The organism is Staphylococcus equorum (assembly GCF_029531845.1).
Taxonomy (GTDB): Bacteria; Bacillota; Bacilli; order Staphylococcales; family Staphylococcaceae; genus Staphylococcus; species Staphylococcus equorum_C.
Window position 1 is genome coordinate 393,335 of sequence record NZ_JAMBPV010000001.1, and the last position, 12,380, is coordinate 405,714.

Below are 12,380 nucleotides of genomic sequence, written 5' to 3' on the forward strand. Positions count from 1 at the left end.
AACTAATGAAGAAATCAAAAATATTATTATTAATTGTTTTACCACTTGTGGTAGCAATTATTTCACTCGGTGTAGGAAGAGTTTTTATAGATCCTATAACAATTATTAAAATTTTAACATCACAAATTATTCCTATAGAAGAAACCTGGGCGCCAGTACAAGAAACAGTTGTGATGAATGTTCGTTTTCCAAGAATATTATTAGCCTTATTAATAGGGGGCGGATTGTCTATTTCTGGTGCGAGTTTCCAAGGCATGTTTGGCAACCCTTTAGTTTCGCCAGATATACTTGGTGTTTCGGCAGGAGCTGGATTTGGAGCTTCCCTAGGTATATTGTTTTTTGGTAACACATTTGGCGCACAAATATTGGCTTTAGCATTTGGATTATTGGCGATACTGTTTACATTCTTTGTAGCAGGAAATCAAAAAAATTCTCCAATCTTTATGTTTGTACTCGCAGGTGTCATTACATCAGCACTATTTAACGCACTTATTTCATTAATGAAGTTCGTAGCTGATCCAGAAGAGAAATTACCTGCAATTACGTATTGGTTAATGGGAAGTCTAGGAACTGCAACTTATAAAGATTTATATGTTGCAGCGCCGATTATCATCATAGGTGTGCTCATACTATATACACTAAGGTGGCGACTCAATTTACTCACGTTACCAGAAGATGAAGCTAAATCTATGGGGATTCCTGTTGTAGCTTTAAAATGGGCAATCATTGCAGGTGCGACTATAATCACAGCAGCTACGGTAGCTGTAGCAGGTATAGTAGGATGGGTTGGTTTAATCATTCCGCATATTGCACGTATGTTTGTAGGTAACAATAATCAATATGTGTTGCCTGTGTCACTCGCTATTGGTAGTACGTATCTGTTAATTATTGATAATTTGGCTAGAAGTTTAACAGCTACTGAAATTCCATTATCTATCTTAACTGCAATTATTGGCGCACCATTTTTTGCATACTTATTACGCCGTATGGGAGGTTCGTGGTAATGCATTTAGAAGTAAAAGAAGGCAACTTTCATTATAAAAACAAACCTTATTTATATAAAGAAAATGTGAGTTTTAAATTGGCTCCTGGCGAGGTCTTATCGATTTTAGGCCCTAATGGCGCAGGAAAAACAACATTGTTAAAATGTATTATTGGACTGTTAGATTGGACGGATGGCGAAACGTTTATCGATGATGTCTCGTTAAATGGCCTGAAGAAAAAAGAACTATGGAAGAAGATTGGTTATGTGCCACAAGCTCAAAAAATGACTTTTGGTTACACGCTTTTAGAACTTGTGATTATGGGAAGAGCACCATTTATAAGTACTTTAGCACAACCTTCAAAAAAGGATGAAGCGGCTGCAATTGGAGCACTAGAAACAGTAGGAATTAGCCATTTGGCCAATCAGTCATGTAATGAAGTTAGTGGCGGAGAATTACAATTAGCACTCATCGCAAGAACACTTGTATCAGGTCCTGAATTATTAATACTGGATGAGCCAGAATCTCATTTAGATATTCAAAAACAAATTACGATTTTACAAACCATACGTAAGCTGTCTAAAGAACAGGGGATATCGTGCATTATTAATACACATTATCCAAACCATGCGTTTTATCTATCAGATAATGTGATTATTACTGGAAAAGAAAAAGGCATCGTCTTTGGTGAAACAACTGAAGTAATGACTGAACAAAGAATGAAACAATTCTTCGATGTTGATTTAAAGAGACTATATTATGAAGATGAAGAAGTACAACTTGAAACGATGGTTCCTAAAGATTTAGGAATCCAAAAAAACAAGATTTAAGAACAGAAATCATCATAACAATTCAGTATACAAAAAAGCCCCATTCTATAACTTTAGAATGGGGCTTTTTTGTTATTAACTCGGTTTGGGTATATCGACAAAATCTTGTTGTGCTAATGATACTGTTTCCCCTTGTTGGTGCATTTTTTCAATATGGAACTCTCCCCAATAACAAAGTGAAGAAAGTAATTCTCCTAGTGTTTGACCATAAGTTGATAATTCGTATTCAACTTTAGGCGGGATTTGATCATATACGATACGGTTGATGATGCCGTCATGCTCTAGTTCACGTAATTGCTGTGTTAACATTTTTTGAGTAATCGTTGGAATGGCACGTTTTAATGCAGATGTACGCATCAACCCGTTATTTTGTAAATGACACAAGATGACAGGTTTCCATTTTCCGCCGATGACATCAATAGTTGCTTCGACGCCAATATTATAAGATTTGCTCATTTAATTACCTCCTTATAGGTACTCAAAGGTGCCTATAGTACTTTAAAGTGCGTACTTCCGCTTTTGATACGTGTAGTTTATATTAACACATACACAAAACAAGAAGGAGTCAAAAAACATTATGAGAAAAAACAAATTTGCTATATTAGCGTTAGCAATGTCTGCCTTTGCAATTGGAATGACTGAATTTATTAGCGTAGGTCTATTGCCGCTCATTAAAGATGCGTTTGATACTACGATATCATTAGCAGGATTAACTGTATCTTTGTATGCTGTGGGGGTAACAATAGGAGCACCTGTACTAACACCACTGACAAATAAAATGAAACGGAAGCATTTACTATTAATGATTATGCTTATTTTCATTGTTGCGAATACACTTGCTGCCTTTGCTACCACGTTTAGTATGTTGCTAGCAATGCGTGTACTATCGGCATTAATGCACGGAGTGTTTATGTCTATCGCCACAGCAATCGCAAGTGATTTGGTAACACCTGATAAGCGTGCAAGCGCGATTGCAATGATGTTTACAGGTTTAACCGTTGCTACGATTACAGGTGTACCATTAGGAACATGGATTGGTCAGCACTTTGGTTGGGAAGCCTCGTTTATTACGATTGCTGTGATTGGATTACTCAGTTTAATCATTAATATATTTGCAGTGCCGAGTAATTTGAAAGAATATGATCAGGCATCGGTAAAGGAACAATTAAAAGTATTTAAAAACAAATCATTAATGATGGTTTATTTCATTACTGCACTCGGTTACGGTGGCACTTTTGTAGTTTACACGTACCTGACTAGTATACTTACAGATATTTTGAATTATAGTGATGAAGCGGTGGTGATACTGCTTGTGATATATGGCGTAATGGTTGCTATTGGCAATACACTTGGAGGTAAATTAACAAATAATAAGCCAACAAAAGTACTTATATGGATATTTTTAATTCAAGCGCTTGTTTTATTGCTCTTAGGTCTAACTATGACACATTATTTCTTGGGTACGATAGCTATACTTATTATGGGTCTTTTCGCGTTTATGAATGTTCCAGGCCTACAATTGATTGTGGTACTTTTTGCAGAACGTAAAAATAAGGCGACGACTAACTTTGCTTCTAGTTTAAACATTGCTGCTTTCAACATCGGCATCACATTAGGAGCGGTAATCGGAGGATACGTACTCAATCATTTTTCTCTTGCAGTGACACCATATTTTGGCTTTGCCATGGTGATGATCGCTAGTATCATGATGTATATCGTTTATAAAAATGAGACAGAAGTACAAGTAGGCATACTATAAAAATTTGTAGATGCCACTTTTAAAAAATAGCGTGATGAGATAAATGAAAATGACTTAATTATATATTTAAAAATGTAAAATTCCATAAAACAGTAATTAATTTTTGTATTAACAGCTTTTAAGATTTAAACTTTTAAAATGATTAAAATTTTTAAAACAAATCGAAAGAAGTGAATATTTATGAATACAAAAGAAGTATTATTTGAAAAGCTGGAAGCCAAGGAATCTGAGATGATTCAACATCGTCGTTACTTACATCAACATCCGGAGTTGTCATTTCAAGAGGATGCTACAGCACAATATATTAAAGATTTTTACAAAAATAAAGATGTGACAGTTACTCAACCTGTTCTAGGAAGTAATGCAATTATCGTAGAAATCAAAGGACAACAACCTGGCAATATAATAGGATTACGAGCTGATTTTGATGCGTTACCAATACAAGAAGAGGTAGATGTACCCTTTAAATCAATAAATGAAGGTGTTATGCACGCATGTGGTCATGATGCACATACAGCGTATTTGTTAGGATTAGCAGACGCACTAATTGAAATGAAAAACGAACTTCCAGGTACAGTTAAAATTATTCATCAACATGCTGAAGAAATGCCTCCCGGCGGCGCACAACAAGTGATGCAATCAGGTGCGTTAAATGATTTAGATGAGATATATGGTATCCATGTAGCACCTGTCGCTGGTACAGAGGTGATTGGATACAATAAAGGTAATGCTTTCGCTGGTAGTTCTACATTTACTTTAACGATAAATGGTTTAGGTGGCCATGCTGCTAGTCCTCATAAAACACATGATGCTCTGATTGCAGGAACTAATTTTGTAAACACACTCCAAACAATAGTGTCTAGACGTATCGATCCTTCAGAAATGGGTGTGATTACTGTTGGTGCGTTTGATGCACCTGGTGGAGCGAATATTATACAAGACAAAGTAACAATCAAAGGAACAGCACGTTATCTTAATGATGACTTAGAACAATTTATGTATGAAGAGATTGAGAAAGTCGCAAAAAGTGTAGCAGTAGGTTTTGATATTACGTATGATTTAGATTACCAATTTGGTTATCCTGTGCTTTACAATCATCCCGCACAAACAGAACAAGTAGTAGATATTCTCACAGCAAGTAAAGGTGACTATTTTGAACATCTTGTAGAAATACCAGCAGTTTCAGGATCTGAAGATTTTGCGTATTATTTAAAAGAAATACCAGGTGCCTTTTTCATCGTTGGCTGTAAACCAGAGCACAGTGAAACGCCATATATGAATCACCACCCTAAATTTGAAGTGAATGAAGATGCATTATTAGTTGCAGCAAAAGCAGTAGGTGAAATTGCAATTAACAGACTTTCTGCCACAGATTAATCTTTGAAAAGTGATAATGTAACTATTTTATCTATATTACTCACAATCATTGGTACATGGATAAGTGCTGGAACAGTAAATTTAGAAATTTTTCAAACTTTCTTATATACGTAGCCTCGTAACTTTTTTATTGCATTTTGGATTGAACTACTCGTAGCACAATCGATAGCGAGATTTGCAATGAAAACACTATATGCTAAAAAAGCGAATAGTTAACAAAGCATCTTTATCAATCGAAGTTAATCTATTAGAACATAAAAAACACTTTCGAAAGCATTCATATTTAAATGAATGTAACGAAAGTGTTTTTTTATTATCTATTATAATGAAGTTTTTAATCAATTATCTAATTAAATTGTTCTGCGTGATGGTTTGCTATCATCTTTAAGTTTAGCTGATAATAATAGTGCGATGACTGATATACCAGTAGCAACCATGAATGTTACGTTCACACCATGAATCATACCTTCTAGACCTTCACTAGGAATAGCTGAAACAGACATTAACGTAATGAATAACGCTGTACCGATTGCACCGGCCATTTGTCTGAACGTATTGTTCATGGCAGTACCGTGAGCAATAAGACTATTCGGTAATTGGTTAATCGCTAGCGTCGTCATAGGCATCATAACCATTGCTAGTGATACCATACGCACTGCGTTGGCTGTGGCAAGGTAAGTAAAGGTTGTATCCGCTGTGAGCATTGTAAATGGTATCGTTGAAGCGACTAAGACGAGTAAGCCGATACGAGCGAGCCATTTGCCACCAAATTTATCAAATAAATAACCTGTAATTGGGTTCATAATACCCATAACGACGGCACCTGGTAATAATACTAAACCAGATTCTAATGCAGAGAAATGAATCATATTTTGCATGTATAACGGTAAGATAATATTTGATGCGATTAATACACCAAATACGAACATACTTAATGCTGTACCTAAAGTGTAAATACTGTAACTAAACACTCTAAATTCAAGCATAGGTTCTTTGAGTTTCAACTGGCGACGAATAAATGTAACCAATGTAATGATACCAACGATAAGTGGTAAGATGAATTGTATACTGCCCCATCCTGCTTCTCCAACAGAACTGAAACTATATAAGAGTCCGCCAAAACCTAGTGTAGATAGAATGACTGATGCGATATCTAGTTTTGGATTTGAGGTTTCTGTCACGTTTTTCAATAGGAAGATTGAAGCAACGATAATAACAACTGCGATTGGGAATACGACGTAGAAGACACTTCTCCATGAGAGATGCTCTACTAAAATGCCTGATAGAGTAGGTCCAATCGCTGGCGCGAATGCAATGACTAATCCGAATAAGCCCATTGCTGTACCACGTTTTTCTACAGGGAAAAGTAAGAATAAGATTGTTTGCATAAGTGGCATCATAATACCTGCACCTGCTGCTTGTAAGACACGTCCGATTAATAACATTGAGAAATCTAGTCCGACAGCACAGATTAAAGTACCTATGGCAAAAATGCTCATGGCGGTTAAGAATAACTGCCTTGATGTATAACGTTGAATTAAAAATGCTGTAACAGGTATCATAATACCGTTTACTAACATAAATATTGATTGTAACCACTGTACCGTACTTTCAGATACTTGTAGGTCTTTCATAATAGGGGGTAAAGCTGTACCAAGTAATGTTTGGTTTAAAATTGTAATAAAGGCCCCTGATAGTAATACGATAAATAAGGGGATTCTTTTTTCTACATGGAATGCTCCTGTTTCAGTCAATAGACTCACTTCTTTCATAAAAATTGCACATCTAAACAGTGTAACACTAAGCCCATTTCAAATCTAGTGGGTGAACTTAAAAAGTGGAAAAATACATTTGATAATTGATGAACAGGCACGATTTCTCGAGCTGTTCATCAATTATTTTTGAAAATAGTGCGTATAATTTTCGCAATGATTCACATATTTATAATGTTATGAATGAAATACTACACGTCTATTATAGCGAATGTCAAAATAAACTCTAGTTATATGAAGAAAAATGTAAATGGATATGAAAAACTTAGAGTTAACATGAATTATTCAGCTCAATTCTAGGGCTCGAGAAAGTGCTTGGTAGAGGTGTTTTTTTAGGATTAACAACTATGAAGAAAAATGGTGTTGGGAATATATTTTAATTATTCTGAATTTAAAATATATCTATCTATGGAACACTTTTGATATAATAAATAAGTGAATAAATCATTTAAGTTATAATCATATCTATTTACATGTAATAAGTTTAAAATTATCATTAAATTATTGGAAAGTATTTGGATAAGCAATCAGTGATCTATACATTTAAAGTACAATTTTACAGATTGTAGATGTTCGAATTAAAGGAGAGTAAATAATGAATAAACAAGATTTAATCGCTCCAGAAACTTATAATATTGTGAGCGAAATCGAAAAATTTACAGCAGATCAATCTAAAAAAGCTGTAATTTTTGAAAATGAATCAGGAGATAATAGAGAAATTACATATAGCAACCTTATCAAAAATGCGAATAAAGTTGGTAATATGTTTTTAAAATATGGTTTGCAAAAAGGCGACAAAGTTCTCATCATGATGCCACGTTGCATTGAAACATATGAGGTGTATCTTGCTGCCTTAAAATTAGGTATCATTATTATTCCTAGTTCAGAAATGTTACGTACGAAAGATTTACAATATAGAATCACGCATGGTGAAGTAAAAGGAATTGTAGTTATTTCAGATGAGCTCGATGAGTTTAAAGCAGTCAAAGAATATGACTCGTTAACTAAGTTTATCGTTGGCGGTCAAGAAGATGGTTGGATGTCAGTTGAAGACGAAAAAGAAAATTCAACTGATCAATTAGAAATCACTGAAACTTCTAGTGAAGATATTGCTTTGTTATCTTATACGTCTGGAACAACAGGTAACCCTAAAGCTGTTGTCCATTCACATGGTTGGGGCTATGCACATATGCAGATGGCGCCGAAACATTGGTTAAGCATTAAAGAAGACGATATTGTTTGGGCAACTGCTGCACCAGGTTGGCAAAAATGGGTGTGGAGCCCATTTTTATCAATTATGGGGTCAGGTGCAACTGCATTCGTATATAATGGAAGGTTTAATGCTGAAAAGTATTTACAGTTACTACAAGATAATAAAATTAATGCGCTTTGTTGTACACCGACTGAGTATCGCTTAATGGCAAAACTTTCTAATTTAACGAATTATAACTTAGAACATTTGCATAGCGCAGTTTCTGCAGGAGAACCATTAAATAGAGAAGTTGTTGAAAAATTTCAAGAAAACTTTGATCTTACAGTAAGAGATGGTTATGGACAAACAGAAAGTACGCTGTTGATTGGATTTTTAAAAGATACAGAGAGCCGTCCTGGTTCAATGGGTAAAGCAATCCCTGGTAGTCATGTAACTGTCATTAATGACGATGGCGAACTTTCTGAAGTAGGTGAAGTAGGTAATATCGCAGTGCCGTTAGACTTACCTGCATTGTTCAAAGGTTATTATAAAGACCCAGAACGTACAGCAGAACCACAAAATGGTGACTACTTTATGACGGGTGATTTAGCTAAGATAGACGAAGATGGTTATTTCTGGTTTGAAGGTCGTAAAGATGACATCATTATTAGTTCTGGCTATACAATAGGGCCGTTCGAAGTTGAAGATTCACTTACGAAACATCCTTATGTAAAAGAATGCGCTGTTGTTGCGAGTCCACATGAAATTAGGGGGAATATCGTTAAAGCATTTATTATTTTACAAGATGACGTAACTGGTAATGAAGACACAATCAAAGAATTACAAAACTACGTCAAACACGACGTTGCACCGTATAAATATCCAAGAGCTATCGAGTTTGTCGAAGACTTACCTAAGACCAACTCAGGTAAAATTAGACGTATTGAATTAAGAGATGCAGAGAAAAAGAAACAATCATAATTGATTAAACTTTAAAATTCATAACACACAAAAAACCTGGCAATATCATTGAGCAATTTTGATGATATTGCCAGGTTTATTATTTTATAAAATGATTATGTTTAGCATAGTTATTTATATAGTATTTATTGGGTGCTATTATTTACTTCCTTAGCTTCTATTCTAGATATGTTGGGATTCGGATAGCTTATTTAAAGCAATAAAAAGATTGGAAATGTCTTTATAAGAAATATGAAAAGATATTTAAAGATGCTATAATAATTATTAAAGAGTTTTTATTAAAAGATATATATAATTCACCGATTACAATAAACTTTTAGTTACCTATAAAAATATGAAAAGAAATTATTATGTAAATCTAATATATTTATGATAAAAACTAAAGGAAATATATAATTAGTGAAAGGGAGATGTAAAATTAGTGAATCATTCTAAGAAATATGAATATGATATAAGTATTCTTATACCTATATTTAATGCGGAACATTTTATAGAAGATACAATTAACTCTGTCTTAAACCAAAACACACACAATGTTGAATTTGAAATAATATTATTAGATGACGGTTCAACAGATGGAAGCAGTAATTTTTTGGAGGAAGTAGCCTCTAAGTATGATTTTATCTCTTACTATAGTCATCAAAATAGTGGGGTTTCATATACTAGAAATAGAGGGATTAGCTTAGCAAAAGGGAAATATATATTATTTTTAGACGCAGATGATTTCATAGGAGAGGACACTTTGAAATCAGTCTTTTTTGGTTTTGAAAAGTATGAAAAAGAGGCAGACATTTTAGTTTACCCACTTCACCAAAAAAATGGGGATAAAATAAATGCTCATGTAAGAAACAAAGCCTTCACAAAAAAAGGAGATGTAAATGTCTATGACATTAGTGAATATCCCTTTTTAAACCAATGTACAATGAATGTGGTTATTAAAAACGATGATTATACGCAATTTAACGAGCAATTAGTTTACGGTGAAGATGCTTTATTTAACACGAATTACATACTGAAAAACCGAAAAGTTATACATATAAAGGAAGGCGGTTATTTTTACAATATAGGCCATAATTCTGCGGTTGATAAAAATAAAAATCCTGTTGATATACAAGATGATTTATTAATTTTATTTGAAAATTTAATTGAAACAGCTCTAAATATCTCTAATGAAGTTCCTGTTTATGTACAAGGGATTATTTTATACGAACTAAATTGGCGATTCAAACAGTCCACGCTGTTCCCAAATCATTTAGATTCTGAAGCATACCAAAAATGGTTTGAAAGAATGAAAAAAATATTCGGATATATATCAGTCGATACCATATTGGCCAAGCCATTGATGGACTATTATCACAAGTTATATTTTATTAAAACGTTCAAAGGAAACATTAAATATAATCAAAACTTAACCTCTTTAAATTTTGTCGCTGAAAACCAACAAATTGCGATGTTAAACAAAGCGTTACTTGTCTTTAATAAGATTAAAATTATTGGGCAAGAGCTTAAGCTTAGCGGCTATATTAAAGCGCCTTTATTAGATATGGTTAATACAGTTTCTTTAGTGTTGAAAGATAAACACAACCATGAAAAAATCATTCCTATCTATAATTCATCAGCTAACTATTATAAAACACGTATGTCTGTTGCTCAGTTTTATGATTTTAGTTTTTCTATTCCTGTAGATGAAGTGAATAATTATGAGTTTGTTGTTAATATTGATGGTAAAAAATTACTGACGAATCATTGGTTTACTAGAAATGTAATTTTTAAAACTACACTAAATTCAAAAGATATTGTTACTAAAGATAAAATTATATCTTACACTGATAATCCGTTCAAAATCCATATTAAGAAAAAGTCTGCACAAATTGAACGTCGTATATTAAAAAAACATAATTTAAAAATGAAATTAAAAAACCAAAATGGTTTAAAGAGATTTCAACAATTCAAAAAGTTTTTTGAACCTTATTTGAAACGCAAAAGAATATGGCTATACAATGATCGAATAGGGGTTCTTGATAATGGTTATCGTCAATTTATGCATGACGTCAATAAAAATGATGGGATAGAACGTTACTACGTTGTTAGAGAAGATGACTTGAAAAAAGAGGGCTTTCCAAAAGAGAATGTTGTCGTTTATGGAAGTTTGAAACATAAAATGCTATTTTATTATGCAGAACTCATACTCACTTCATTTAAAGAACACACAGAATTTTCACCATTATCATTCCGAGCTTATGATCTGTTCTTTGCAGAATTTAAATTTCAAATTGTGTATCTGCAACATGGTGTACTAAATGCTCATACTCCTTGGTTATATGGTAAACATGTAACCAGTTTTGACAAATTCGTTATCTCAAGTGAATATGAAAAAAACAACTTACTTCATAATTATGGCTATAATGAAGATGATTTATTAGTTACAGGAATGCCTAGATTAGATGACATAACTGTATCAAAAAAATGCAATAAAATCCTTATAGCTCCATCTTGGAGAAAAGCACTAACTAAAGAAGAAAATCGACAAATTAAAGTAATCGATAAAGATACACTTGAGCAGTCTAACTTTTTCACAGGAATTCATAAATTAATAAACTCTGATGAACTTAATAATATATTACAACAAAATAACTACGAACTTGATATTAAAATGCATCCAATTTTTGCAAATGAGTCTTCATTATTTCAAACTGAAAAATCAAACATAAATGTATTAGATTCAACAGATGAATTTAATATTAGCGAATATAAATTATTTGTCACTGATTTCTCTTCGTATATGTTTGACTTTATCAAAAGTAGAACTCGTATTGAATTTTACTTCCCAGACTACAAATATTTCTTAAGTGGGAATCACATCTATAATAAGTTAGATTTTGATGTATCAAAATTTGGCAATTTAAATACTGAAAGCTATCAATTAATAAACTTTATAAAAGAAGAAATAAAAAATGATTTTCAATTAACACAAAAGCAAGAAGAAATATATGAGGATTTTTATGTTAGTTTTGATACTACTTCCCATAAAGATGTTTTATATAAAGAATTAATAAAAGTAGTAGAAAATAATAGTAAGAGTGTTAATTAAATGAAACATACGGAAAAAATATTTTTTATCATAATGACTATCACTTTAATTAAGGTGTTATTTCCAAGAGATAATCAAAACGACACCTACCAATTAAAAGAGGAAAATACACAATGGGAATCAACTATAGATTTTTATTAACAATACGTAAAGGTCTAATTTTTCAACATGCTTATAGCAACCGTTATTAAGCTGAAATATGATTTTGAAACGATTAAAGGACTCCTTGTTCAAAAAGGAGTCTCCGACTTTGTTGGCATTTTTTTGTGCTTTTGTATTAGGGCATAGGGTTTGAATAAAATTTGTGTTTCTTGACAATCACGAATAATAAGTATATGTTTATAATATTAAATAAAAATAAATATAGTCGTTGAATACTGCTTTTTCACGAGGTT

The 12,380-nt window shown here is 32.9% G+C and carries 8 protein-coding genes; 6 read left to right on the forward strand and 2 right to left on the reverse strand.

What is annotated here, in order from left to right:
- Window positions 1–5 precede the first annotated feature (5 nt).
- Window positions 6–1,004, forward strand: coding sequence for a FecCD family ABC transporter permease (locus M4L39_RS01760; protein ID WP_002511943.1), 999 nt, complete (start codon window positions 6–8; stop codon window positions 1,002–1,004).
- Window positions 1,004–1,813, forward strand: coding sequence for an ABC transporter ATP-binding protein (locus tag M4L39_RS01765; protein WP_277580451.1), 810 nt, complete (start codon window positions 1,004–1,006; stop codon window positions 1,811–1,813). Before M4L39_RS01760 ends, M4L39_RS01765 begins: the two co-directional genes overlap by 1 nt.
- 75 nt (window positions 1,814–1,888) lie before the next feature.
- On the opposite strand, the gene M4L39_RS01770 is transcribed toward M4L39_RS01765, so the two are convergent.
- Window positions 1,889–2,269 carry a winged helix-turn-helix transcriptional regulator gene (locus M4L39_RS01770; protein WP_277580452.1) on the reverse strand — a complete coding sequence of 127 codons (381 nt, stop codon included), beginning with the start codon at window positions 2,267–2,269 and terminating at the stop codon, window positions 1,889–1,891.
- A gap of 121 nt (window positions 2,270–2,390) precedes the next feature.
- Between M4L39_RS01770 and M4L39_RS01775 the strand changes: the two genes are divergently transcribed.
- Both M4L39_RS01775 and M4L39_RS01780 read left to right on the forward strand, forming a co-directional pair.
- Window positions 2,391–3,572: an MFS transporter gene (locus M4L39_RS01775; RefSeq protein WP_277580453.1), complete on the forward strand. Its 1,182-nt coding sequence runs from the start codon at window positions 2,391–2,393 to the stop codon at window positions 3,570–3,572.
- Between the two features lie 180 nt (window positions 3,573–3,752).
- On the forward strand, window positions 3,753–4,949 hold the full coding sequence (locus M4L39_RS01780) for an amidohydrolase (RefSeq protein WP_277580454.1): 1,197 nt from the start codon (window positions 3,753–3,755) through the stop codon (window positions 4,947–4,949).
- A 350-nt stretch (window positions 4,950–5,299) separates the two neighbouring features.
- Here the strand turns inward: M4L39_RS01780 and M4L39_RS01785 are convergent, their stop codons facing one another.
- Window positions 5,300–6,721 (reverse strand): MDR family MFS transporter, encoded by a 1,422-nt coding sequence (locus M4L39_RS01785; protein WP_277580455.1) that lies wholly within the window; start codon window positions 6,719–6,721, stop codon window positions 5,300–5,302.
- 595 nt (window positions 6,722–7,316) lie between these two features.
- On the opposite strand from M4L39_RS01785, the gene mbcS reads away from it, so the two are divergent.
- A complete protein-coding gene (mbcS, locus tag M4L39_RS01790; protein WP_277580456.1) occupies window positions 7,317–8,894 on the forward strand; it encodes an acyl-CoA synthetase MbcS in 1,578 nt (525 codons plus the stop codon).
- A gap of 421 nt (window positions 8,895–9,315) precedes the next feature.
- Window positions 9,316–11,985, forward strand: coding sequence for a bifunctional glycosyltransferase/CDP-glycerol:glycerophosphate glycerophosphotransferase (locus tag M4L39_RS01795; protein WP_277580457.1), 2,670 nt, complete (start codon window positions 9,316–9,318; stop codon window positions 11,983–11,985).
- Window positions 11,986–12,380 lie beyond the last annotated feature (395 nt).

Excerpts from the sequence above, each read along its gene's own strand:
- M4L39_RS01770 (WP_277580452.1), bottom strand. The coding sequence starts at position 2,269 with ATGAGCAAATCTTATAATATTGGCGTCGAAGCAACTATTGATGTCATC.
- M4L39_RS01780 (WP_277580454.1), top strand. The coding sequence starts at position 3,753 with ATGAATACAAAAGAAGTATTATTTGAAAAGCTGGAAGCCAAGGAATCT.
- M4L39_RS01775 (WP_277580453.1), top strand. The coding sequence starts at position 2,391 with ATGAGAAAAAACAAATTTGCTATATTAGCGTTAGCAATGTCTGCCTTT.
- mbcS (WP_277580456.1), top strand. The coding sequence starts at position 7,317 with ATGAATAAACAAGATTTAATCGCTCCAGAAACTTATAATATTGTGAGC.
- M4L39_RS01765 (WP_277580451.1), top strand. The coding sequence starts at position 1,004 with ATGCATTTAGAAGTAAAAGAAGGCAACTTTCATTATAAAAACAAACCT.
- M4L39_RS01760 (WP_002511943.1), top strand. The coding sequence starts at position 6 with ATGAAGAAATCAAAAATATTATTATTAATTGTTTTACCACTTGTGGTA.
- M4L39_RS01785 (WP_277580455.1), bottom strand. The coding sequence starts at position 6,721 with ATGAAAGAAGTGAGTCTATTGACTGAAACAGGAGCATTCCATGTAGAA.